The sequence below is a fragment of the Macrococcus sp. PK genome (assembly GCF_022501545.1).
Classification (GTDB): Bacteria; Bacillota; Bacilli; order Staphylococcales; family Staphylococcaceae; genus Macrococcoides; species Macrococcoides epidermidis.
Genome location: NZ_JAEPRF010000008.1, coordinates 70851 through 97813 on the forward strand (window position 1 = coordinate 70851; position 26963 = coordinate 97813).

The following is a 26963-nucleotide window of genomic DNA, read 5'->3' on the forward strand; positions in this document are numbered from 1 at the left end:
TAAAWAKANATAWRSYRGMYGTWKMTCGTTNAKTMARWGCARTRWWWMCANSAWWRWMWSAMGMMGNCRTWMAWAWKAYATNNAWRMTGSACGTTNTMWMGKTRRTANNTGSAAWRANAWWSWMATMMRWWCAYGNYYGCNSTAMANWAWTATANNNTWCMRARTRSAMRWWKTMAANKTKATRTKKWAMAAYAWTGNNWAAWYSGKKCATNWWTSCWMTMARKAAAKAWRAMRYRMYKMGTANGAWWMAYTCARTYKWTRWWKKACANATRATKWYAAANRTGKRGCNNMTAATYMKAWYWGNAAAGAAGRCANKWTWMSTWKRAKKMACTYANTCGNKYWRWKKAMAKAKSAKWTWAMACRTRTWRMTTNTAATNTAKAAWTNWARSMAKKYATNWAWMTTRAARGWACKTATYSMRMTSWYTAWWKAGNCRKRTWWYRSAWWTTMWTWYAAYMTWTANWRYWAGYYATTTNATAWTATWWWRWRTWYGKATTMRRWTYRMKAKKYRSRMRWGYWKWKGWWKKKCWTRYWMCMTTYATTNKYMAKTTAWTNNKTRKATTATNTYSYATNNGGATNTWKRTTTSASAGKCNNAANNKYAKRKGTKGRKCRWGTKCSATTCAWTMKWSANTWKRAYYAGTNRAYTAWWMYSAWRKWTMYKTMWWKYAYANTYAMTTWYRRKTKSATYKANTGNRATWCWWTSRWKAMTMKGNYTARTMACNAWMWTSAAWWTTMYKTMWWKTATNYTAYTTTYAANNYCAYTTAKKANNATRSTKKSATTANWTCTGNTTWATNWYATNTTYAWTATTNNAWKTWWTKYATYTATWTTTRRYYWCTNKMKTAYMATGRKSRCMYTAKTTMTNRYTTRTKYRYKWYAYTANWRMAMRTTWTRCANWWTRTAWTKRGWWTSKCGYTTWTWRTKANCWCCNMTAKTTWKRSTNYKTGMGNRAYRCTAAMMMMATYWTRCAKAAWRTNAATGNSAWTKRMKYYWTTTGKTWYTYYARTANKTWTKKRTMSTTSAGMATKCNAMMMMAAKCNATGYATWAAWTYAMKGYAYTTNNKSCATKWKSWTTTTTRGTNNWGGTMWWTAWCNTTYAKYATTNAMWAWWMGYGNKGYAKTMAKKTWCRSTNYTWRGNNTKWWSAWWTWWGSTTMTNGRTYAWTWAYWWWATTNAKTAAWMWTSKTKRKCASKMARRTNNAMWWTRANTTTRGAWRKAWGYWWATSRRTWAWKTAKAANNAAYTWANGTAWMCANWGTWTATSAYKWAAATANRARYRAWWWRGATNRGATNTAWWTSAKTANNWAGTWKWAGWAASWARWRWATYSMAWSWMYATRMTTTRMATNYGAGMAANRWWASATWWRATKWTKWMRWWRKTKAKTNTKTAGRWAKWAKWRRWYTKMATSRYYMTRSWWWRYMTWSAKWAANGYWACNTTKAWWGYWGAAGWARSWSAWYCWRYMGSTRKTAYTGKWMWWAWTGRWKSWRGAARWTCTNWSATTNNGCWANTNRWYAGCWGRASTAANAYAAYSAANYMRCYGGTRMWGNAAAANTWKAAGRAWGAANWTSTTTGATKSMTRKATYRRCTGRACNAAMWRATKAATNWAASMKKTSAAGAWAWTNWTRAKWWTKMARWRTTKGATRMATKKATTKANTSAACMWMWKAWWARTKAWWSANWKCNNGRTATKSKWKMTYKTTYAGRATTKGMTAWWKYYATWYANCANCYKAWYMARAKKTATTNAAKYGKTNATGNRAKCWCKWTYAGNNTTKGMKATNWRMCATWYWCAMWKAANNAKRTRTAKWAMKWRTKRAWGANNWKCAMWAWCARKKKRAGAYGAWANWTTTTCNNMWMTMAMTSTRYARRWCRAATRAAARAMWTKYRWRAWMAAGSYWWGWSGWTAWWTTTYGKMKMWSWCKYTGMANAKKSARAWWRWAAWAAWGTRWKWYAWAGYYWTGTKRWWWWWWTKWGRASWWKTNNMGYTRAATMYRRAGAANGNAAYAAAKTRAWTNATANNWAWGWYAAATNWTAKRARAACWWYWAMAGCWANAAWCSMWWGAANAASRAATYKAATAYRAWWGANYWWAYGANTAKAWWAACWWYWAYWKYAWYAWWCGNMWTKAMAAKSAWTNSTARYAYSATWSAWTTTAYRAANTAWAKWAWYKWKYAWTTTATWAWKCKSAATTNCNWTYWTTWGTASMWTYATRSWAWWTAWAAMRTAAARWATNTNKARYAWKTTAWRAAKMTSWATWYTTTKYYTKTACMTWTANSRYAAWTWAWAYATAMWATANCTMTAATATGTTAAGAATATGTATATTTTGCCTTTACCTATACACAATTTATATATACTATACTATAATGAAATATGTAAAAAAATTAACGTAGGAGAAGTTATGAAAAAATTTATATTGTTATTTGTTGTTATTTTTAGTTTTGTTTTAACTATTAGTGAATTTAATGTTAATGCAGAAACATTAAATAAAAAAACGCATCCAGGTGTAATGGTAAATACTAAATCATATGTACCATATAAATCACTTAGACCGACTACCAAAAATGCACCAACAGATCATAATCAAGGATTTATTGATGGATGTCACGTTGGTAAAAATGTTGGTTATGCTAAAAAAGTTTGTGTCTATGGTACTAAAACTGGTTATCGTTCAACGATAGCTATTATTGGTGATTCTCATTCAGCACATTGGTTAGGTGCAGTGCAACAATTTGCTGAAAAGTATAAAATTCGTGTTTTATATGCAACGAAAAGTGGGTGTACTTTGTCTTCAACACCAAGACCTGATTACCCATCTTGTACTACCTGGAATCAAAGAATTATTCCGAGAATTGCAAAATATAAACCTGATGTTGCACTTATAAAGGCAAATAATACACAATCAGGCTATAAACATGATCCGGGTATTATTGAAAAGTTTAGAGAATTAAACGCGAATAATATTAAAGTTTTCGCAATTCGTGATACACCTTATTTTAATGTTTATATACCTGAATGTGTAAGAAAATATGGTAGAAATTCTGCGAAATGTAAAGTAGCTAAATCACATATCCCTCCAAAACCTGCTTGGGTGACAAGATTAAGAGCAGAGCCATATGTGAAATATGTAGATTATACAAATTTAATTTGTAACACGGGTAAATATTGTAATCCTACTCAAGGTAATGTGATACTAGTAAGAGACAAACACCATCTTACAAATTCATATTCTTCAACATTTAGTTATTATATTTATAAAGATATTTATCGCTTTTTATTAGAAGCGCATGCAGAACGTGTTGCAAAAGGTGTGGCTTAAAAAAGGATGAGACAAATCATGTCTCATCCTTTTAATTAGTATTTATATTATTAACATGTGTATGGTAGAATAAATATTAATAAAAATAAGCACATAATCATTAGGTGCATTCGAAGGTGAAGAGAATTGAAAAAAGTTACGATGTTTGTCTGGAATCATTTTACGAACGATGCTCGTGTGAATAGAGAGTGCACCGCGTTGTCTGATAATAACTTTGATGTACATCTTATAGCGATCGATGATCCTAAAGATGAAAAAGTATTACAAGAAGAAAGCGTGAAAGATAACTTTAAAGTATCGCGTGTGCAACGCTATCCTTCTTTCATTACAGCATATCAAAAAGACAAAAATTCATTTCTGATAAAAGTAGGTACAGTAAGTACTGTCATTGGCGTTACACTTCTTTATTTTAATCTTATGCTGTTAATATACTTTGCATCTTTATTATTGATGATGGCGCTGAGCGTTAAACTTAGAAAAGTTCGTAAAAATATTGTCAATGCAGCAATTATCGGTCGAATGATAATTAAAGGTTATAAAGATAATGCCGATATTTATCATTCAAATGATTTAAATACGCTACCGCAGGGGATTATTTGTTCAAAATTTAGATTGAAACCTAAAAAGTTAGTTTATGATTCACATGAAGTTCAAACTTCAAGAACAGGTTATAATCCTAAAACGATAAAATTTTTTGAGTCATTCATGATAAAATTTGTTGATGAAATGATGGTAGAAAATCATACACGTGCGAAAAAGAATGAAGAGTTATACGGTTTTTATCCAAAAACACTATATAATTATTCGGAGTTATATGATATTGAAGAAAAACCTGATGTTGACTTACATGCTGAGCTAGGATTACCGAAAGAAGAAAAGATATTATTATATCAAGGTGGTTTGCAGCAAGGTCGTGGTTTAGAACTTCTGATTGAAATGATGCCTCAAGTTAAAGAAGGTACACTTGTATTTTTAGGGGCAGGTAAACTTGAGAAGACACTGAAAGAAATGGCGTCACAAAGTTCTGAAAGTGATCGCATTAAATTTGTTGAAAAAGTTCACTTCAAAGCACTTCCTTCATATACAAAACAAGCATATTTAGGGTTTCAGGTACTACAAAATATTTGTTTTAATCATTATTCTGCAAGCTCAAATAAATTGTTTGAATATATTATGGCTCATGTACCTGTAGTGAGTTGTAATTTTCCTGAAGTTAAAGCAGTGGTGGATCAAGGTGTCGGTATTTCAGTAGATAGTCACGATATCAATCAAATAGCAGGAGCGGTAAATAAACTTGTTGCAGATGAGACATTACGTGATCAATATAGTGAAAAATGTAAAGTGATAAAACGTATCTATAACTGGGAAAATGAAAAACAAAAATTATTAGATGTTTATAATGCCCTATAAAATAATGCCCGTAAATGTTTATATTTACGGGCATTATTTTTGAATTAATGTTTTAATGTATTGTTATAAATATCTTTTATTAATTGGTATAATATAAACAATATATTAAATATACAAAATTTCACGTTAACTATTTAGATGATTGGAGTTATTATATGGGTCGAGTTTTATTGGTTACTCAAAATTTTTATCCTGAAATTGGTAGTGGTGCAAATCGGTATAAAAATATTTTTACATTATTAAATAAGAATGGTATCGAAGCAGATGTGCTGACATCTGATCCTTCATATCCCAATGCTTCGATGTACAAGACTGATGAATATTGGAATGATACATATATAAATGATAACAAGCGTCAAATTTATAGAATTAAGACGTTATTAGACAAACAATCTAAATCTCATATTAAACGTATTATGTATTACATAGAGATTATGCTTCATACGTATAAGTTCATCAATAAAAACGCACATCATTATGAAAGTATTATTGTTACAAGTCCAAATATATTTATGCCACTTGCAATTGCACCGCTTAGGAAGAAGATTGATGCTGAAATTATTTTAGATGTACGAGATTTATGGCCAGATAGTATTTATGCATTAAATATTAAATGGATTAATTTATTTAAGCCTGTTCTTAATTATCTTGAAAGATATATTTATAATCAAAGTGCAAAAATTATATATAACCATCGAGGATTTAAAAATCATATTCTTAAAAGAATGAAAAGAAAAGATAAACCTTTACTATATTTACCTAACAGTATAAATAAAGAAGAATTAAATTCAGTATTAACTAAAAAAGTAGAAGAGTTTACAGTTTTCTATTCTGGTAATTTAGGATTTGCCCAAAATTCTGATGAACTTTTAGCCATAGCACAAAGATTGAATCAATTAAATATAAAATTTGATGCGATTGTATATGGATTACATGCAAATGAATTTAAAGAAAATGTACGCAAATTAAATTTAGAACATGTTACGATTTACGATGTTTTACCACGTTTAGAATGTTTAAAATTTATGAAAGCAAGGCATTTATCGTTATCTTTACTCATTGAAGATGATATTTTTATGAATATTTTACCTGGGAAAATTATAGACTCTATCAGTTTAGGAATTCCAGTAATCACAAATATAGGTAACGAAGCTTCAGAGATGATTAACAATAATTTTCTTGGTTATGCAAAAGAGAAAGCCAGTATCGATGATATTATTACAAACATTCAGACATTCAAATTAGATTCAGAAAAGTATGAACATTATTGTAATAATTGTTCCGACTATACAACGAAACATCTTGTTTGGGATAATAATATTAAAGCATTGATTGAATTAATTAATAAGGAGAATAAATAATGAATCTTTTAGAATTATATGCGACGAGGGATTTGTCATTCTATATTTTATGTCAGGAAAATGAAGATGAATTAATAACAGCAGTAGATGATAAATCTGAAGCGATTGGTGTATTGAGTGAACTTAATCAGAAAGTAGTAAAAGTAATAACTACAGAAAAAATAGATGAACAAGTTTGGGGATTGATTGAACAAAACGGCGAGCTTAGAGGATGGATTAAAATTATTTCGTCAATTTTATTAACGAGTATCGATCCTTTGACGGTTAAAGTAAACTTAGATCATTTCGAAGTCGTACCTATTAATAAAATGATAAATGCGAAACGTGATTATCAGCTCTTTTTTAATACAGGTAGTTTTACAGCTCGTGTAGCGCTTGAAGTAGAAGGTAGAATGACTTTAGGACTTTATAAAAAATCTCAATTCATAGGTTTCGTTTATGAAGATGATATTTATTATTCAAAGAAAATGAGCGAGCCGATGATTGCTAAAAATCTTACTACAGATGTATGTTACAAAGATTCTGATTTAAAATCTCAATTCAGTCAATATATAGACTTTAGTGATGAACCTATAACGATTGTATTAGCTTTTCCATCAATAAATTTAGTTCGTTTCCATCATAGAAATAAATATTATTATACTAAAGCACAAAATTTACATGGCTTTGATATCACTTCAATAGAATTTACTAAACCTATACTAGATAATAATTCAAGTTTAATTAATAATCTTCTCGGTTTATTTGATGAAGAGAGAGAAACTTCGCGAAGTATCATACAAAAATTAATCAATGAAAATATTGCTTTGACGGAGCAAATTTATAAAGCAGAAGAGCGTAAAGCACGTTTAGAAGAACTTTATAATAATTTATCTAATTCTAAATTAGGAAGAATCCAAAGACAAATATGGAAGAGGAGACGTTAGTTGTGGTAAATGATGATAAGAAAGCAATTGAAACTGATCAAACTGTAGAAGATATTAATTTTGAAGAAATGTCTAAAATTGAAAGATATAAAACATACTATGATATGCTGGAAACGAATTATAATCTAGCAAAATTTCATTTACTGAATGATTCTGATTATCATTCTTTCCATAATTATTTTAAATTAGTTGATGAAAAAGCTAAAATTGACTTCTTTAATGAAGTCGAATCATATTTTCCAAATTTAAAAAAAGTTCAACCAAGTACTTATTTCAAAAAGTCGGGTAAAAAAGTGGCGATTATCTGTGATGAGTTTTTGTATAATTCATTTAAAGATGTTTCTGATCTAATATATATTTCACATAATGATATTGACAAAGTCTCTTCATTAGATGTTGATTATTTTATGTATGCAACGAGTTGGCGAGGCATCGATATGTCCTGGGAAGGTAGCGCTAGCCCGAACAGTGAATTGAGACAAGATATTTATAACATCATTAAAAAATTTAAGGACAGAAAAATAAAGACAGTATTTTATTCTAAAGAAGATCCCGTCAATTACAACTTATTTAAAGATGTTGCTGAATTATGTGATGTAGTATTTACTAGTGCAAGTGAGATGGTACCGACGTATGTTGAATTATGTGGTCATGTTAATGTCCACAGTCTTCAGTTTGGAATTAACCCTTATTACCATAACCCTATTGGAACGCGTTCAGATTATGCGAAAAAAGTTAAAGATGAAGTTTTATTTGCTGGAAGTTGGCTAACAAAATATCCGACGCGTAATAAAGAGACAAGCATGATTTTAGACGGTTTAATTCATGCAGAAAAAGAGTTTACAATTATTGATAGAAATTTAAATCTTAAGAAAGATCGTTATCTATTCCCTGCAAAATATATTCCATACCTTACTTATCCGATGAATCATGAAGATTTAATGAATACACATAAATTATTTAGATGGGCGATTAACTTAAATTCTGTAAAATACAGCGAAACGATGTTTGCAAATCGTATTTTTGAATTACAAGCCTTTGGTAACCTGTTGTTATCTAACTATAGTGTAGGCGTTAATAATCAGTTCCCAAATGTTTTTATGATTAATAATAATGCTGATGTTGGTCCGATTGTAAATAGTTATAATGAATTAGATTTACGTGAATTCCAAGGTAAAGCAATACGTAATGTATTTAGAGAACATACAACTTACCATCGTTTATCTTATATTGAAAATATTGTATTAGACACACCACTTTTGGAAGAACATAATCGAATTTTAGTGGTAAACGTAGAAGATAGTGAAGTGGTAAAAGAAAATTTTGAACGTCAGCTATACGTTGATAAAACATTAGTAAATGCATCAGAACTCTCAACAATTAATTTAAATGAATATGATTATATAACATATATGAGTAAACAAAATATTTATGGAGAATATTATTTAGAGGACTTGTTAACGCCATTTAAGTTTGTAGAAGTTGATTTTGTAACTAAAAAAGGAAATGGTGAAGTCCATAACCTAATCAATCAATTCTCTGATGAGACACTAACGATGTTTAAATTATCAAGCTTAAAAAACATTGAAGAAAAAGAGACTTTAACCAATGGTTATTTAGCTGATGACATAGAAATTGAAAATAACAGACGCGTGCCAAAGTCATCTAAAAAATTAAGTGTTATCGTTCCTATTCATAACAATGGCGTTTACCTAGAGGATAAATGCTTTGCAAGTTTAAGACGTTCTAGTATTTTTAATAAAATGGAAATTGTATTTATAAATGATGGTAGTACGGACGAAGAAACGATAAAAATCATTAATCGTATCCGAAGAAGATACCCAAATCATATTGTTTATAAAGCGTTTGAGCAAGGATCAGGCTCTGCATCACGACCTAGAAACGTAGGTATTGAACTTGCAACGTCACCTTACATAACATATCTAGATCCAGATAATGAGGCGATGGGTGACGGATATGCTAAATTATTTGAACGATTAATGAGTGATTCTAGTTTAGATTTAGTAGTAGGTAATATAATGAAAGAAGATAACGTGCGCCGCTCTAATTTCAACTTTGCACAAACGATAAAAAAATATAATCAAAATCAATTGTTGATAGAAAATACGCATCAGTTTATGAAAGATTCTGGTTTAAGAGCGCAAAGTATTCAGGCATTAATTGTTAAAAAATCAATTATTGAAAATAATAATATTAGGATGGTTGAAGGGGCTGCTGGACAAGATACAATGTTCTTCCAGGAGTTGATGCTTTATTCAAATAAAGTGGAAGCGATGAATGTATACGTTCATATGTATTATGCAGCTGTATCAGGGTCTGTTACGAATACAATTGGCGCAAAATTCTTTGATAAATATTACAAATTAGAGACGGAACGTATCCCTTTCCTTAAAAAGCATAAATTATTAGATGCTTACATGACAGAAAGATTTAATTTTTACGTTAAAGGTTGGTACATGGTTAGATTTGATAGAATTAAATCGGAAGAAAGACATCAGGCTATCACAAGATTTTTAGATATTTATAGCTTGTATGATGGTATTAAACGACCTCAGGATATTGAATTAAATGAAACAATTGCTCAACTTAAAAAAGAGGTAAATTATAAGGGGTGATGTAATGCTCAAACTTTCATTTGACGAATTACAACATTTCATATTTGAATCTGAATTCAATGATGAAATTTGTATTAATCACAAAGATAAATCATTCTATTTCTTATTAAAATATAACAAGAATTATAAAAAAATAATTTGTTTTAGTAATGGAGCAATTGATCCATCTAAGAAAAAACCGCCTCTATATCAAAGATCAACTTGGAAGAATGAATTTAAATCAAGTTGTTTATTTATCGATGACATCACATTACACGAAAATGGTTTAAAGATTGGGTGGGGCCAAGGTAAAGTAGATTCATTTGCATTAGAATTGGTTGCTGAAATAATTGAAGTCATATTGAAACGTTTAGATTATAGTCATGAAGCAACACTTTTTTACGGATCTTCAGCTGGTGGATTTATGTCGATGTATTTAGGTATATTAATTAAAGGATCGAAAGTAATTGTCAACAATCCTCAAACGAATGTGTTAAACTATTTAGAAAAAAGTGTAAATCAAATGCTTGAAATCGTATATCCTGGCTTTACAAAACAAGAAGTAATAGATAAATATATAGATAGATTATCTATTACAAAGGCCTTTGAAAAATATCAATATATTCCTGATATGCTATATATGCAAAATAGAGCAAGTTTAGCAGATATGAGAGACCATGTAAAACCTTTTAAAACAGAGCTTTCTGATTTAAATTTACCATTAAATAATATTGAATATTATTATTACAAACATCCGAAAGAAGGTCATAGTCCATTATCAAAAGATCAAACAATTCGATTAATACATCATCATCTTTAATTTCGATTGTTTGTTTTTACTGAAGGAGATAAAATTATGTCTGATTATTTAATCCATAAAGCCTTTTTAATTACAAAAGAAACAATTAAAAATGAACATTTACAAGAAAAATATCGTTTAGACGGAGGATATCAATTATATACTTCAAAGGATTTACGTGTATCCAGTTATGAAACAAGAAATGGAAGTGCTTATTTATTAGGATATGCATTTGATATAAGCATACCCAACATCACACCTTTTGAAATATTAAATCGTGTCCTTAATGAAAAGCTTTCTGCAAGTAGTCATTCAATAAATCATTTAAATGGTAGTTTCGTAATTGTTAAATCAACAGCCGACGGAATTGAAATCTTTTCTGATGCAGCAGGCTTCAGATCTCCATATTATACTTCTGATTTATCAATTGTTTCATCTCATGATAAATTAATCGGTGATAATTTTGGAAATAAAAAAATAACATCACGAACTAATATCCTTGATCATTCCAGATATGAAGATGTTTTTAAACTTGTACCTTCTGTGAAGTTGACTATTGGACAAGCAAAAGTGCGAATATATCCTAATCCTGCTTTGAAACATCATCGTTATCAGGAAATATTATCTGAAATGAAAAAGCATATTAAACACTTGAACCTGTCTTTAAATAAAGTTAATAACAAATTGTTAGTTGGTATTACCGGTGGTATAGACTCGAAATGCACATTAGCACTTACAAAACCTTTGACAAAACCAGTGCATACTTTTACTTATATGAAAGACATTTATTCTATCCAGGAAAAAAGGGCACGACAAATCTATAAAAATGACAAAGTTATCGTAAATCGCTTAACGAAAAATATCAATTTAGATCATGAGATGATTGAATTTAATTTAAATGACGTTGACAAAGAGTTTTCAAAGAATATGTTTGAAATCACTGGAACGACATTCAATCATCCAATTGCTGAAATTTTTGAAGAGAAGTATAAGAAAGAAGAGGAAGATGTTTTACAATTTAGAAGTGTGATTTTCTCAAATGCAAAATATGATTATCCTAAAGCTTACCTGGAAAAAGAGATGTCAATAAAAGATATCTATGAATATTTTCATAACAAAATGCTCAAAGAAGAGAGTTATGATAATGCAGTGAAAGCGGCAGATGATTATTTTGATAGAACGCTTACGAATATAGACACAGATGATTTTATAGAACTATTAGATATTATTCATATTGATTCAAGGATGGGAAACTGGCATAGTCAATTAATAAAAGAAACAGATAGAGTGATGGACTTTTTTAATTACTTAAATGATAGACAAACATTGAATTTATTACTTCATCTACCTGTAGAAGTGAGAAGAAATCATTTATTCCATAAAGATTTAATCGATACGTATTGGCCAATATTAAATTTCTTTGAAGAAAACGGGACAGATACACTGTATTCTTTAGAAAGAAATGATATTATGCAAAATATAGCTTCAGATGCGGGAATATTAAATGAAGTAAATATTGATTTTGATTTAGACGAAGATATGTATGCCTTAATACCAAAAGTAAATCTAAATGATACTGCAAGTTTAATCTATAAAGCAGACGTAAAAAGAAAACTCCCAAGCACATTGCTTTCTTTTTACAATAATGAAAAAGGTAGAAATTATATTAAGGTGCATATTAAGCAAAATGAACAAACAGATATTGTTGATATAGTAGACTTATCAAAAGGGTATCCAATATATCCAGAAAAAAAGTATGAAATAGAGATAAAATATCAAAAACCTACAGCTACGGCTTCATGGATTAAAGCGGGAACGTTATATATAAAATAACTTATTTTAAGATGGACATATGTGCCATCTTTTTTATTATTAATAGTTTAATTTTAATTTTTTTCGTTTTTTTAAAATATGTAATTTTAATGGAATGCATATAATATATATAGAGCAATTTAAGTAGATTATTGTAGCATTTATAGCTATAATAATGTAACATAAGTTTGGAAAAGTATATTTACCGCATAGAACTTTTTAACTTCTTTCAAAAGTAAATATATGAAAAATATACGCAAAGCGTAAACTAAAGGATAGGTGTTTATTTTGAAATTAACAACAATCGGATTAGGCTACATAGGTTTACCTACTTCTATTATGTTCGCTAAACATGGGGTAGATGTATTAGGAGTAGACATTAAACAAGAGGCAGTTGATAAATTAAATAGTGGTCAAATTCATATCGAAGAACCAGGTCTTCAGGAGGCTTTAGATGAAGTACTAGCGAGTGGTAAATTCAGAGCATCAACTAAACCTGAAGAAGCTGATGTGTATATTATTGCTGTACCAACGCCAAATAAAGATGACGAGCACAAATCTTGTGATAATTCGATCGTAATGGCTGGTGTAGAAAGTATCGTACCATTGCTTAAAAAAGGTGATACAGTTATTGTTGAATCTACAATTGCACCACGTACAATGGATGACTTTGTAAAACCTTATTTAGAATCAAAAGGTTTTGTTATTGGAGAAGATATTTATTTAGTTCACTGTCCGGAACGTGTATTACCTGGACAAATTATGCATGAATTAATATACAATAACCGTATTATCGGTGGTATCACACCTGCATGTGTGGAAGCTGGTAAAAAAGTATACGGTATTTTTGTAAAAGGTGAAATGATTGAAACACAAGCTAAAACTGCTGAAATGTCTAAGTTAATGGAAAATACTTATCGCGACGTAAATATCGCATTAGCTAATGAATTAGCTAAGATTTGTAACAAATTAAACATTAATGTTCATGATGTTATTTCTATGGCAAATAAACATCCACGTGTAAACTTACATACACCTGGTCCTGGCGTTGGAGGTCACTGTTTAGCAGTAGATCCATACTTTATCATTGCAGAGGCTCCTGAAGTTGCTAAATTAATTAAATTATCACGTGATATTAACGTTTCTATGCCAGAATATGTAGTTGAATATGCTAAAAAAGCACTAGCTAAAGTTGGTGGTAACAAAGTTACTGTTTTCGGCTTAACATACAAAGGTGATGTTGATGATATTCGTGAATCACCAGCATTTGACATCTATGAAATGCTTAAAGCTGAAAAAGATTTAGAAGTATCTGCATTTGATCCACATGTGCAATTAGATTGGGTTGAAAAAGATATCGATAAAGCATTAGAAGGCAGTTCATTAGTATTAGTATTAAGTGATCATTCTGAATTTAAATTATTAAAAGATGAAGATTTCAAAGCGATGAAAGATAAAGTCATCTTTGATACGAAAAACGTAGTACCTAATGAATTTAAGGAAGTACAATACTACAACTATGGAAATATCCAAAATTTATAATCCATAAAAAAACAGAAACAGCAGCGCTGTTTCTGTTTTTTTATGAGTTCTGGTTAATTACTTCATTCATTTGACCTTTAAATTGGCGATATGCTTCATTCACTTGACCATAATAATTACGATTGATTTCGATTACTTTATTTTCATAAATACGGTCAGCTTCTGCACGCATACCTTCGTGTTGTCTTACTGCATCTGCATTAGAACTACTATTTAATAATGCATCGGCTTTTTGATATGTTGCGTTTCTTTCAGATAAAGCAGCTTGTAACGCATTATTTCGGGTTGATACGGCATTTTGAATAGCTTCATCACGATTTGCCACTGAAGTTTTTATTTCTTCCGGTGTTTGTTCATCATTAGTTTCTGTTTGTGGCGTTTCAGTAGTAACAGTTTCATTTGTTTTTTCTTCGGTAGAAGTGTTTTTGCTATTTTTCTTTTTTTCAGCTTTTAATTCTTCTTCTTTTTCTTTTAATTTGTCTTTTGCGATTTGTGCTTCCTTTTTAGCTTTTTCTATTGCTTTTTCTTCTTTGTTATCCCCTCCACAAGCAGTAAGAAATAATATAGATGACAAAAATAGAATAGAAAGATTTTTAAGTTGTTTGTGCATAATATGCCTCCTTTTATATCTTGTATATCAATATAACATAAGTTCCATTTTATTGGAATTCTGATGTATATCTATGTAAATAATGCTATAATAAATTAAGTTTAAAACTAATGTGTGGAGGATTAACTTGTGATAAAAATAGCTATCTTGCATGAAGGTAAAGCATATATGCCAGAAATCGGTGCTTATGCTTCTTATTTAAATGAATCTGGAGAATTTTTGGTTGATGTTGTAGAAGATGCTGCTCAAATTACGGAAGAATACGATATCGTCTGGAAAGTCATGGGACTAGACCGTAAACGTAATAACAAGCAAGCTTTGATTCATGAATACAACACGATAACAGTAGGAAAAAATGCTAAAATAAAAGACTTCCTAAAAAAATTATTAAATGCAAAACCTGATGGTCGTATTTTCCAAAATAAAAAGGTGCATCAAGTTTTTAATTTTAAAGATAATCAACCATTTATATATAGAGATATGGGGATTAACAAGCAATACTTTCTGCAAAATGATGTAGAAAAAGAATATGATTTTGTATACATAGGTACGATGGATCCATCAAGAGAACTAAATAAGATGCTGGAAATGTTTAAGAAAAATAGTGACCTTTCAATTATTTTAATCGGAACACCTGATCCGAATCTGGAAAAAGATTATGGTGAGTTGCCGAATGTTCATTTTATTGGCCGTGTACCGTATGAAGAACTACCTTTAACAGCAGCGAAAGCACGCTATGGTATGAATTATATTCCTGATGTATTTCCATTTAACAAACAAACTTCCACGAAATTACTTGAATATTGCGCTTTAAATTTAAAAGTGGTAACGACAAGTTATGAATGGGTGAATGAATTTGAGAAAGAAAATAATGCACGTTTTTACAAATTAAATGGTGATTTATCAAATTTAAATCGAGACGCATTAGAAAAATTCGATTTTGTTACACCTGACTTAAGTCATTTTGAATGGCATACATTATTTGATAAAGCTGAATTATTACCTTTTATTAAAGCAGTATATGAAAATCACAAAAGGAAACAAAAGTAATGAAGTTAATCATTATTGGAAATAGCGGACATAAAAAGGTTGTTTCGGAAGTAGCTACTCACTTGGGCTATACAATAGTAGGTATCGCTGATGATGCTTTTGAGAAAAGATTTGAAAAGAATGGTGTGTTATACGGCAACTCACATCACATCTCTGAAATGGTAAAAGAAACAAACGCATTGCTTTTCTTCGGCATTGGAAATAATAAAGTTCGTAAATTAATTATTGAAAGAGAAAATTTAACAGATGAAATGTTTGCTCGGTTACTCTCTCCGCTTGCGATTATTTCTAAAAGTGCCCAAATAGGTAGTGGTACTTTAGTTATGCCAGGCGCAATAATCAATGCTGATGCAAAAATAAATAAACAGGTGATCATTAACAGTGGGGCAATCGTTGAACATGATTGTGTTGTAAATAATTATGCTCATATTTCTCCAAATGCTACTTTAACAGGTGCTGTCAAAATTGGTGAAGGAACACAAATCGGTGCTTCAGCTGTGGTGAATCCCACGATAAGTGTGGGAGATTGGGTGACTATAGGTAGTGGTGCGAGTGTCGTAAAAGATATTCAATCAAATGTAATTGCTGTAGGTGTACCTGCAAAAGTGATAAAGAATACATAAGGAGCATTTTATGAAATTAAGTATAATTATGCCAGTTTATAATGTTGAACAATACTTATCTGAATGTATAGAAAGTATACTTAAACAGGACGTCGATCCTAATTTATATGAAATGATTATTGTAAATGATGATTCTCCGGACAATTCATTACATATTGCAGAAGATTATAAAAAGAATCATTCAAATATTAAAATAATCAGTCAGGCTAATGGTGGAATAGCTGCTGCTAGAAATACAGGTATTCGCGCAGCACAGGGTGAATACATTGTAATGCTTGACTCAGATGATTTTTATTCAAAAGTATTTTTTGATGATATTTTTAGCTTTATTGAGCAAAATAATCATCCAGATATTGTGCTATTTGATTATAATTACTTTTATATGCTTGATAATAAACATGAACGTGTTAAAAGACCATTTATGCCAGAAGATTTTAAAGGATTATCTGGTAAGCAAGTTTTAGAAATGATTTTAGATAAAGAATTGATGTTTAGTTGGTATGCATGGCCATTTTTTGTAAAAACTAAAATTATTAAAGATAATGAACTTTATTTTATTAGGAATAAGAATTACGAAGATATGATGTGGACACCGATTGTATTTGCCTTAGCAAAGTCAGTTGCATACTTTGATGAAGCGGTATTAGAATACCGTCAACAACGAGCAGGTCAAATTACGGGTACGATGAGTTACAAAAATATTGTTGATCCTCTATATGCTTCAAAAATCGTTGATGATTTATTTGAAAGGCATGATATAAAATTGAATGAAAACACTGAATTTAAATTGATGTGCAATATAGCGAATAAATATTTTATTGCTTTCATCTATGGTGCACTATTAAATAGAAATGAGCGAAATCAATTAATAGCCGAATTAAAATCTCATGATTATTTGCGTCAATATGCATATACTAAGTTAACGAAACGTATAAATTTATTGATAAGTGGTATAGGTATTAAAAATACGATTAAATTATTTAGTATCGTTTTACCTATCTACAGAAAAATTAAGGGCAAATAATCGTAGCGATATTGATAAAACATTAATAAAAGAGGGATTAAAATGAAAAAGGTATTATTTTCAGCGAATGTATTTCGTCATTTTACTGCGTTCCATACGCCGTATATGAAAATGTTAATGGATAAAGGTTATGAAGTTTATGCTATAGCGAATGAAGATTATGGCGGTCATAAAGAACAGCTAGATCAAATTGGTGTACATACGATTGAAGTACCGATAAATCGTAATCCACTATCTACAGATAATTTAAAAAGTTATCAAATATTAAAAGAAACGATGAAATGTGAAGATTTTGATATTGTTCATGTTCATACACCTATAGCAGCATTCTTAACGCGTTTAGCAAAACCGGCTCATATGAAAGGAAAGTTAATCTATACAGCTCATGGATTTCATTTCTTTAAAGATGCGCCGCTGATGAACTGGTTGTTGTATTTTCCATTAGAAAAAATGACTGCTGCAAAAACTGATTTATTAATTACTACTAATAATGAAGATACTGTGACAGCTAAACGAATAGGGTTTTCAAATGACAATTCAATACATATTAAAGGTGTAGGGGTTGAAATTGATCACCCACAATTAACAGATGAAGAGAAATTAAATTTGAGAACTGAATTAGGTTTGTCTTCATCAGACAAAGTGATTATTTGTGTTGCTGAAATGAATGACAATAAAAATCAAATGTTTATTTTACAAAATTGGAATAATATCAAGGAAGCAGTACCAGAAGCTGTATTATTATTTGCTGGTATTGGCCCAAATCTGGAATTATATGAACAGTATAAAACTAACAATCACTTAAAAGATGTACATTTCTTAGGGTTCAGAAGGGATGTTCCTAACTTATTGCAAATTTCTGATGTTATGACATTATTAAGTCATCGTGAAGGCTTACCTAAAAGTATTATGGAGGGTATGGCACAAGGTTTGCCATGTGTTGTAACTGATACACGTGGTTTAGTAGATTTAGTAGATGATAATGAAAATGGTTATATCGTAGAAAAAGGAAATGATGAAAGTTTAACTTATGCATTTGTTAAATTATTAAATGATGATAATCTACGTAAGAATATGGGTGATAAAAGTAAGGAAAAGGTTGAATCTTTCACTTTAGATTCTGTAATGAAGGATTATGAACAGGCATATCTTAATTAATATGCACGTGATTGGAGTTTTTTCTAGATGAAAAAAATGAATTTTGTTTGGATGTTTTTAGGCACTGGTATGGGTGCCATTATGGGGTTACTCATGAACATTCTCCTTGCACGTAATCTTGCTAAGGAAGATTACGGTATCTTTGGTATAGGTCTAACTTTTATTAATATATTATCAGTGATAATTGGCTTTGGTGTAGCAGATTTTATTGTTAAAAGTTTCGCTGTAGAAGGTAGAAGAGCATATCGTTATGTGAATGCATGTATTTCATTATTTACCATTAGCTTTACGATCACCTTGTTAATACTTTTAATAGTTGTATTCTCACCAATGTATGATTTTGAAACAAAATACTTTCTATTATTAATTGTACCGAATATTTTCTTGCAAGGTATATATGCCATAAACAATTCAATCAACCAAATTGAAGAAAATTTTAAAGCTGTTTCATTAAGCAACTTCTTATTATACTTTGTACGCTTTTTTGCAGCCGTACTAGCAGTATTAACATTCAAAGATATTATTGCATTAGGATGGTATATTGTAATTCTATCTATACTTGCTATTTTTCCTTTTTGGCGTGTTGTTAGAAAGTTATATACTCGCGAAATAAAAGTACCTGTATTACAAGATGCCAAGATTCCTGAAGATGCTACAGTTTTAGAAACATTTAAAGAAACTTATCCTTTCGGTTTGATAGGTATATTTTATTTTATTTATTATCAAAGTAATGTATTATTATTATCATTTTTAGTTGGAAAAGTAGCAGTAGGTGAATACAATGCTGCATTTGCAATAATTCAACTTGCATTTATGTTTCCTGATTTAATATTTAGACGTATTTTTTATACACGAATACATGTCTGGGCAACCCATGATCCAGTACAGCTAAAAAGGTTTAATCAAAGAAGCTCGATAATATTATTTTTACTTGGTGTAGTAGGGATAGTATTTATATGGTTCACAGCGAAGTACTTAATATTGTTCACGGCTGGAGAAAAATATTTAGATTCAGTGTTTTATCTTCAACTATTGAGTCTGGCGATATTATTTAAATTTGCTACTGCGGTAAATGGCACAATACTTTCTACGCAACATATGGTCTATAAAATGATGAGAATCAATGCGATTATTGCAATCATCAACCTCATTGCAAATATTATATTAATTCCTATATTTAAAGTGGAAGGTGCTATATTTGCTACACTTATTTCTGAATTTACAATGGCAATCATTGTATTTATCGTATCTCATAAATATTTAAATCGATTAGTAGCTAATGCAACTGAAAATAATTTGGATAGTTAGCGACAAATATCTTATTGTAAAGTTTTTGTAAATATCACTTAAAATTTTTGTAAATTCATTTTAAAATAGACATTTTATAAACAAAATTTCTAAAATGTAGTAAAAACATAAATTTCTTATGGTAAAATAAATTGATTATAAAATTAATTAGAACTTTTTGGAGGTAACAAAATGCAAGATACCATGAATTTCACTCAAATTTTTGAGGCATTAAAGAAAGGTTGGAAATTTATTCTCGGTGTTACGATTTTATTTGCTTTACTCGCTGCAGCAATTTCTTATTTTTTACTAACACCAGTGTACAAGTCAGAAGCTACTTTACTTGTAAATCAAGAAACGCGTACAAGCAAGAGTAATGATGCTGTAGATTTACAAACGAACTTACAATCTATTACTACATATGCAAGTATCGCAAAATTACCAGACACACTTTTACCGGTAATAGATAAGTTGAATCTTAATGTATTACCAGAAGATTTAGCAAAAGATATCGATGCAACAGCTGTTCAAAACTCGACATTATTAACGATTACAGTTGAGAATCCTTCACAAAAACGTGCTGTAGATATTGCAAACGAAATTACGAAGACAATGGTAGAAAAAAACTCATTAGATTTAAACAACTTAAAAGTTGCTTCTAAAGCACGTGTTATCCGCAATGCAAAACCAGTTGAACCTACGCCTTTAATCAATATCGGTATTGGTGCAGCTTTAGGTCTGTTATTAAGTCTATTCTATGTTTTAGCTAAAGCTTTAATGGATGTATCTCTTAAAACTTCAGAGCAAGTTGAACGTGAAATTGGCGTTTCAGTAATCGGTAACATTCCATATATCAAATAATCATTGAATGACAAAGGAGTTTTATTATGTTCAAGAAAAGTAAAAGTAAGATAAAAAATAGAACGGAAAAAGCTAGAAAATTAATCACTTTAGAAGATCCTAAATCGCCTGTGTCAGAGCAATTCAGAACTTTACGAACAAACATTTCATTTTCGACACCAGGTAGCCAATTACAAAAGTTACTTGTAACATCTTCTGTACAACAAGAGGGTAAGTCAACAGTTTCAGCAAATCTTGCCTGTGTATTTGCGCAAAATAATACAAAGGTTTTATTCATTGATGCAGATATGCGAAAACCGACTGTTCATAATACGTTTGGAGTAAAAAATGCTGTTGGTCTGTCGACATACCTCACAGAACAAAGCACATTGAAACAAACTATTCAACCAACTGAAGTAGAAAACTTAGATATTATGTCAGCTGGGCCTGTCCCACCAAATCCTTCTGAGTTATTAAACTCAAAAAATTTAGACATAATGCTTGATGAATTATGCACATACTATGATTTAATAATCTTTGACAGTCCTCCAGTATTATCTGTAACTGATTCACAAATTATTTCCGCAAAAGTAGATGGCATGGTATTAGTTATTGATAAACAAGAAAATAATAAATCTAATGTTAAAGAAGCGCGTGATTTATTAACTGTAAGTGAAAACTCTAAATTATTAGGTATAGTATTTAATAATGATGAGTATGACACAGATAAATATTACGTTTATCAATAATTAGTTATAGAGAGGATTTTTTGTATGCAAAAGAATTTCAAAACGTTACTACTCGTCTTAATCGATACCTTAATAGTAATTGGCTCAGTATTTCTTGCCTGGTTAATTATTAAAGGATCGACTCCTGAGCCGAATATATACTTTGTAGTAACAGCTGTATCGATATTATTAGCTTATCTCTTATTTGCCTTTTTATTTAATTTGTTTAATAGATTATGGATTTACGCAAGTGTTAAAGAATTATTATCTATTGTTTATGCCGTAACATTAGCAGTATTTGTCGGTACAGTATTAACATATTTAGTTTTAACTTTGATGAAAGAAACGAACAACATTATCTTTGGTGCAGTAATCATCATTTGGTTATGTCTTATCGTCTTTATTGGAGCAACTCGTATTTTCTTTAGAGTTTTCAATAAGAATAATGAGAATACTGAAGAATTTGAACGTGTATTAATATTTGGTGCTGGTCGAGGCGGTACAACACTCGCACGCCAAATGGAAAATGTACCTTCTATGAAAATGAAGCCGGTAGTATTTTTAGATGATGATGTTAACAAATATAAGCAAGTCATTAACGGTGTTAAAGTGATGGGTTCTAGAAATGATTTACGTGCTTCGATCGATAAATATAATATTGATAAAGTAATTCTAGCGATTCCATCGTTGACTCAATATAAATTAAAAGAACTTTATGATATATGTATTGAATCAGGCGTTAAAGTTCAAATAATGCCTAATATTGATGATGTATTAACAGGAAAAAAAGAAGTTGCCCATCTTAAAAATATTGATTTAGAAGATTTACTCGGTCGAGATCCTGTTAGATTAGATTCAGATGGTATTCGAGATGAAATTAATAATAAAACAATATTAATTACTGGCGCTGGAGGCTCTATTGGTTCTGAAATCGTTAGACAAGCTTCTAGCTTTGGCCCGAAACGTGTGTTATTAGTAGGTCATGGTGAGAATAGTATCTATAACATCACAATGGAAATGAAGAATCGTTTTAAGGATGGACACATTAATTTTGTACCTGTTATTGCCGATATTCAGGATCGTGACAGAATGTTTAAAATTGTTGAGAAATATCGTCCAGACATTGTTTTCCATGCTGCAGCACATAAACATGTACCATTAATGGAAGCTAATCCTAAAGAAGCGATTAAAAATAATATTTTTGGCACAAAAAATATTGCTGAAGCGAGTGATGCATTTGGCGTTAAAACATTTGTAATGGTGTCAACTGATAAAGCAGTTAATCCGCCAAATATCATGGGTGCAACGAAACGTTGGGCAGAAATGGTTGTACAAAATTTAGACAAACGATCTGAAACTAAATTTGTTGCTGTTCGTTTTGGTAATGTTTTAGGTAGTCGTGGATCAGTAATTCCATTATTTAAAAAACAAATTGAAAACGGTGGTCCTGTAACAGTCACACATCCTGATATCACAAGATATTTCATGACGATTCCAGAAGCAAGTAGACTTGTTATACAGGCAGGAGTACTAGCTGATGGTGGGGAAGTGTTTGTACTTGATATGGGAGAACCAGTTAAAATCGTCGATTTAGCAAAAAATGTTATTGAGCTTGCAGGCTATTCAATAGAAGACATAGGGATTGAATTTACTGGTTTAAGACCTGGTGAAAAAATGTATGAAGAATTATTGAATGAAAATGAGGTTTCTGAAGATCAAGTTCATGAAAAAATTTATGTTGGTCGTGCAGTACCTAAAGACTATGATGCGTTAATGGCAGATATTGATCGATTAATGTCAATGTCTGATGATGATGTTAAGGCACTTGTGATCGGTGAAGCAAATAAGAAGTTTTAATTATAACCGAACAAAATAAGTGAGTAGGAGTACAAGCAATGGAAAAAAGTCAAATACGAACTGCTGTAATTTTTACAGCGTTTATTACAATAATGTTTTTAATAACCATCGCCTTGTATTATGTGAGCTTAGCTACTGGATACCATGGTCTCGCTATCCCCATTTTAGGTGGTAGTGATGATGGAGTATTCTATTTAGAAAATGCACTTGAAATTAAGAATGGTGGTAATGCCATTCTTACTTCAGTGCATGTTCTTGTATTAGGCTATGTTTTAAAGCTCTTTAATACAGAATATGTATTTTACTTAAAGATGTTTAACTTTTTAGGTGTTATACTGTTTGCGATTGTTTCGTATTTATTAATACGTACATTAGTTGGTAGTCGACATGCAATGAATCTTTATAGTTTGTTTTTAGGGATGATGTTACTATTTATTAGTTTCGTCTATGTTTCAACCATTTCCATTATCCGTGATATTTGGATATTTGATTTCTTCTTGTTAACGGTTTGGTTATTTGCTATTTTTCTAAAATCAAATAGTATTGCAAAAGTTTTATTAATAATACCTATATTGTTATCTATGTTTCTATTATTTAGTTATAGAGATTATGCGGCAGCCTCATTTTTAGGCGCGGCAGGATTATTTATATTCTTTAATCGCAAAAATAAATCTACAAATACTGGATTCGTAATTATTACTGTACTTGTATTACTTGGGATTTACTACACTGCCTTAAAAGACTTCCAAATTCCTTTTGTTGGCTTAAGCTTAGCAGATGCCTTAAATTATCGTAAAAATGGACAAGAATTATATGCTGGTGCAAGTCAGCTAAATATCTCATTAGACCAACCTAATTATATTTTCTTCTTATTCAGTTATGCTTATAGTCTACTGAGCAATGCTTTAGGACCATTACCATTCCAAGTTCGTGGATTTAGTACACTAGTTTTATTCTTGACAGAATCAATACCTATGACAATTATTTTCTTTTATATATATAAAAATAGAAAATCATTAGAATATATCGATAAAATGTTATTAACACAAAGTTTAATCTGGTTTTTATTTATTGGAATAACAAATGATAATCTAGGTACAGGTTCACGTCTTAGAATTTCAGGCTACTTATTTATCTTGCTCGTATTTGCAAAAATTTTCTATATGAAAAATTGGGGCAAAAAAATAGATGAAAAACATGAAATTTGGAAAAATAAAAGTCAGTTTGTAAACAGAAGATGAGGTGACCTATGGATTTCTTAAAATTAAGAGAAGAGTTTAAAACGCAAAGTTATGATTCAATTGTTCTAGCGACAACTTCTAATCATCGTTCCGATTTTCTTAGATTACCTGATAAATATATTAATGGTCAGAAATGTATGAGTTTCTCAATCGCTAATCCATCGATAGCGACAGAAGTAATTCAAATCTTTGATGGTACTGCAAAATATATTTATGTAGATGTTGAAAGAAAGCAAAATATAGATTTTATTACGATTGCACAAGAGAATATACAAATAAGTCGTTTACGTGAAATGAAGCCTAACGATTTAGCAATGGAAGCGGCAGATATTTTAATCTACAAAACAATTAAAGATAAGAATTCAAATGTATTAATTGTTGGTACAGGAAATATAGGTATTAAACTTGCTATACGTTTAACAGAACGTAACTATAATGTCTTCTTACACGGACGTAATAAAGAAAAGGTCGATAACTTTGTAACGATGATAAATCAAATGTTACCAAAATATAGTAAAAAAATTAAAGCATGGAACGAAGAATCTATAGATGTATTATGCTCGATGGTTTCTGCAGTTGAAGTAATTGATGATTCATATATTCCATACCTTAAAAATGGTGCGCTTGCAATCGACGGAGGCATCGGCAATTTCTCTAAAGGATTTATTAAAAATGCACATTTAAAAGATATCAATGTATTACGTTTAGACGTACGAATTTCAAATGACCTACTAAATGGTATAGATCAATCTTATAATTCTAATTTCTTTACTGATATTAAAGGTGAAAAGGATTTTAATGGTATCCATATCGTATCTGGTGGTATTATTGGAAAAGAGGGAGATGTAATCGTTGATCGAATCCATATTCCTAAACGCGTTATAGGCATTGCTAATGGCATCGGTGGTGTAAAACCAGTTGATACAATCAGTGATAAAGAAAAAGAACAAATCAATATCATTAATGAAGAAATTCGAAAAGAGGCAGATAGAAAATGAAAAGACTATTTGATATCGCAGTAAGTGGGACAGCACTTGTATTACTTAGCCCTGTTATCGTAACTTCTGCAGTGCTGATTAAGAAAAAGCTTGGTTCACCCGTATTATTTAAGCAAACTCGTCCTGGTAAAAACGGTGAACCATTTGAGATTTATAAATTTCGTACAATGACTGACGAGAGAGATACACAAGGTGAATTATTACCTGATGCAGAGCGTTTAACTGATTTCGGTAAAACATTACGTAAACTCAGTATCGATGAATTACCTCAATTGTTAAATGTGTTAAAAGGTGATATTAGCTTAGTCGGACCTCGTCCATTACTGATGCAATATTTACCATTATATAATGAACATCAAAAACGACGTATGGAAGTTCGACCTGGGATTACTGGGTGGGCACAAGTAAATGGTCGTAATAACATCAGTTGGGAAGAAAAATTTGATTTAGATGTATGGTATGTTGACCATCAAAGTTTTATACTAGATTTATACATCATATACTTAACAGTTTTAAAAGTATTTAAGCAGTCAGATATTAGTCAGGATGGGCATGCTACAGTACCGGCATTTACTGGTACAAAATAAAATCGTATTAAATGAAAGAGGGCATTATAATGAATAAACGTTTACATTTATCAATTGCACATATCGGTGAAAATGAACAAAAATATGTTAAAGAAGCATTTGATCAAAATTGGGTTGCTCCTCTCGGACCTAACGTAGATAAATTTGAAGAAGTAGTATCTAATTATGTAGGAAGACATTCAGGTGCGGCTTTAAATTCTGGAACTTCAGCGATTCACTTAGCAATTAAATTGTTAGATATTAAAGAAGGAGACACAGTCTTCTGTTCTTCACTGACATTTATTGCAAGTGCAAATCCAATTTGCTACGAAAAAGCAACGCCTGTATTTATCGATAGTGAACGCGAAACATGGAATATGTCTCCTGTTGCATTAGAAAAAGCATTAAAAGAAGCGAAAGCAAATGGTAAATTACCGAAAGCAGTTGTGATAGTAAACCTTTATGGTCAACCTGCGAAGTTCGATGAATTACTTGCATTATGTGATGAATACGGTGTACCAGTAATTGAAGATTCAGCTGAAAGTTTAGGTGCTGAATACAAAGGAAAGAAATCAGGATCTTTTGGTAAGTTCTCTATCTTTTCATTCAATGGCAACAAAATCATCACAACAAGTGGTGGTGGTATGTTGATGACAGATGATGATGAATTAACGAAAAAAGCTCGTTTCTTATCTACACAAGCTCGTGATCAGGCTATTCATTATCAACATAGCGTGGTTGGATATAATTACCGTTTAAGTAACGTATGTGCAGGTATTGGTCGTGCACAAATGGAAGTTTTAGATGATCGTGTAAATCGTCGTCGTGAAATCTTTGATATTTATGCGCGTGAAATTGGCGATATCGATGGTATTGAATTAATGCCTGAATTAGCAGAAACGAAATCAAATCGTTGGTTAACAGCTTTAACGATTGATCCAGTTAAATTAGGTATTCAACCTAATGATTTAATTGCTAAATTAGCTGAAGAAAATATTGAATCTCGTCCTGTATGGAAACCATTGCATATGCAACCTGTATTTGAAGGTACAAAGTATTATACACATGATGAAGATGTTGCCAAAGATTTATTCGAAAGAGGATTATGTTTACCATCAGCTTCATTAATGACTGACGAAGATGTTGTATTTGTTTGCGATTCAATTAAGAAAATTATTCAAAAATAAATCCAATTAAAAACTGAAATGAA

21 protein-coding genes are annotated in these 26963 nt (G+C 30.1%); 20 read left to right on the plus strand and 1 reads right to left on the minus strand.

Translation table 11 applies throughout. The features are described from left to right. Positions 1-2388 precede the first annotated feature (2388 nt). The 8 genes from JJJ02_RS06825 to JJJ02_RS06860 all read left to right on the plus strand — a co-directional run bounded on the left by JJJ02_RS06825 (position 2389) and on the right by JJJ02_RS06860 (position 13771). A complete protein-coding gene (locus JJJ02_RS06825; protein WP_240838149.1) occupies positions 2389-3306 on the plus strand; it encodes an SGNH hydrolase domain-containing protein in 918 nt (305 codons plus the stop codon). A gap of 126 nt (positions 3307-3432) precedes the next feature. Next, complete coding sequence (locus JJJ02_RS06830; protein WP_240838151.1) at positions 3433-4716, plus strand: glycosyltransferase; 1284 nt, start codon at positions 3433-3435, stop codon at positions 4714-4716. A gap of 155 nt (positions 4717-4871) precedes the next feature. After that, positions 4872-6077 (plus strand): glycosyltransferase family 4 protein, encoded by a 1206-nt coding sequence (locus tag JJJ02_RS06835; RefSeq protein ID WP_240838153.1) that lies wholly within the window; start codon positions 4872-4874, stop codon positions 6075-6077. Continuing rightward, positions 6077-7003 (plus strand): hypothetical protein, encoded by a 927-nt coding sequence (locus JJJ02_RS06840; RefSeq protein ID WP_240838155.1) that lies wholly within the window; start codon positions 6077-6079, stop codon positions 7001-7003. Before JJJ02_RS06835 ends, JJJ02_RS06840 begins: the two co-directional genes overlap by 1 nt. 2 nt (positions 7004-7005) lie before the next feature. Further along, positions 7006-9639, plus strand: coding sequence for a glycosyltransferase (locus JJJ02_RS06845; protein ID WP_240838157.1), 2634 nt, complete (start codon positions 7006-7008; stop codon positions 9637-9639). A gap of 4 nt (positions 9640-9643) precedes the next feature. Further along, positions 9644-10438, plus strand: coding sequence for a glycosyl transferase (locus tag JJJ02_RS06850; protein ID WP_240838159.1), 795 nt, complete (start codon positions 9644-9646; stop codon positions 10436-10438). A 36-nt stretch (positions 10439-10474) separates the two neighbouring features. After that, entirely contained in the window at positions 10475-12250 is a 1776-nt protein-coding gene (locus tag JJJ02_RS06855; RefSeq protein ID WP_240838161.1) for a hypothetical protein, read from the plus strand. A 267-nt stretch (positions 12251-12517) separates the two neighbouring features. Beyond that, positions 12518-13771 (plus strand): nucleotide sugar dehydrogenase, encoded by a 1254-nt coding sequence (locus JJJ02_RS06860; protein ID WP_240838170.1) that lies wholly within the window; start codon positions 12518-12520, stop codon positions 13769-13771. A gap of 40 nt (positions 13772-13811) precedes the next feature. Here the strand turns inward: JJJ02_RS06860 and JJJ02_RS06865 are convergent, their stop codons facing one another. Further along, entirely contained in the window at positions 13812-14381 is a 570-nt protein-coding gene (locus JJJ02_RS06865; protein WP_240838172.1) for a hypothetical protein, read from the minus strand. 129 nt (positions 14382-14510) lie between these two features. On the opposite strand from JJJ02_RS06865, the gene JJJ02_RS06870 reads away from it, so the two are divergent. The 12 genes from JJJ02_RS06870 (at position 14511) to JJJ02_RS06925 (ending at position 26940) form a co-directional block, all read left to right on the plus strand. Next, positions 14511-15431 carry a glycosyltransferase family protein gene (locus JJJ02_RS06870; protein WP_240838174.1) on the plus strand — a complete coding sequence of 307 codons (921 nt, stop codon included), beginning with the start codon at positions 14511-14513 and terminating at the stop codon, positions 15429-15431. Beyond that, a complete protein-coding gene (locus JJJ02_RS06875; protein ID WP_240838176.1) occupies positions 15431-16054 on the plus strand; it encodes an acetyltransferase in 624 nt (207 codons plus the stop codon). Before JJJ02_RS06870 ends, JJJ02_RS06875 begins: the two co-directional genes overlap by 1 nt. Positions 16055-16064: 10 nt before the next feature. Beyond that, positions 16065-17078 carry a glycosyltransferase gene (locus tag JJJ02_RS06880; RefSeq protein ID WP_240838178.1) on the plus strand — a complete coding sequence of 338 codons (1014 nt, stop codon included), beginning with the start codon at positions 16065-16067 and terminating at the stop codon, positions 17076-17078. Positions 17079-17120: 42 nt separating this feature from the next. Beyond that, positions 17121-18236 carry a glycosyltransferase family 4 protein gene (locus JJJ02_RS06885; RefSeq protein WP_240838180.1) on the plus strand — a complete coding sequence of 372 codons (1116 nt, stop codon included), beginning with the start codon at positions 17121-17123 and terminating at the stop codon, positions 18234-18236. A 27-nt stretch (positions 18237-18263) separates the two neighbouring features. Further along, the gene (locus JJJ02_RS06890) at positions 18264-19544 is read left to right on the plus strand and encodes a flippase (protein ID WP_111714439.1); all 1281 of its coding nucleotides are present in this window, start codon (positions 18264-18266) and stop codon (positions 19542-19544) included. Between the two features lie 171 nt (positions 19545-19715). Further along, a complete protein-coding gene (locus JJJ02_RS06895; protein WP_099580631.1) occupies positions 19716-20384 on the plus strand; it encodes a YveK family protein in 669 nt (222 codons plus the stop codon). Between the two features lie 26 nt (positions 20385-20410). After that, positions 20411-21112 (plus strand): CpsD/CapB family tyrosine-protein kinase, encoded by a 702-nt coding sequence (locus tag JJJ02_RS06900; protein WP_099580633.1) that lies wholly within the window; start codon positions 20411-20413, stop codon positions 21110-21112. A gap of 24 nt (positions 21113-21136) precedes the next feature. Beyond that, positions 21137-22948, plus strand: coding sequence for a polysaccharide biosynthesis protein (locus JJJ02_RS06905; protein ID WP_240838182.1), 1812 nt, complete (start codon positions 21137-21139; stop codon positions 22946-22948). Between the two features lie 38 nt (positions 22949-22986). After that, positions 22987-24189, plus strand: a complete 1203-nt coding sequence (locus JJJ02_RS06910; protein WP_240838184.1) for a hypothetical protein — start codon at positions 22987-22989, stop codon at positions 24187-24189. Between the two features lie 8 nt (positions 24190-24197). After that, positions 24198-25187 (plus strand): NAD(P)-binding domain-containing protein, encoded by a 990-nt coding sequence (locus JJJ02_RS06915; protein ID WP_240838186.1) that lies wholly within the window; start codon positions 24198-24200, stop codon positions 25185-25187. Then, the gene (locus JJJ02_RS06920; RefSeq protein ID WP_240838188.1) at positions 25184-25774 is read left to right on the plus strand and encodes a sugar transferase; all 591 of its coding nucleotides are present in this window, start codon (positions 25184-25186) and stop codon (positions 25772-25774) included. Before JJJ02_RS06915 ends, JJJ02_RS06920 begins: the two co-directional genes overlap by 4 nt. A 29-nt stretch (positions 25775-25803) precedes the next feature. After that, a complete protein-coding gene (locus tag JJJ02_RS06925) occupies positions 25804-26940 on the plus strand; it encodes a DegT/DnrJ/EryC1/StrS family aminotransferase (RefSeq protein ID WP_240838190.1) in 1137 nt (378 codons plus the stop codon). The last annotated feature ends 23 nt before the right edge of the window (positions 26941-26963 follow it).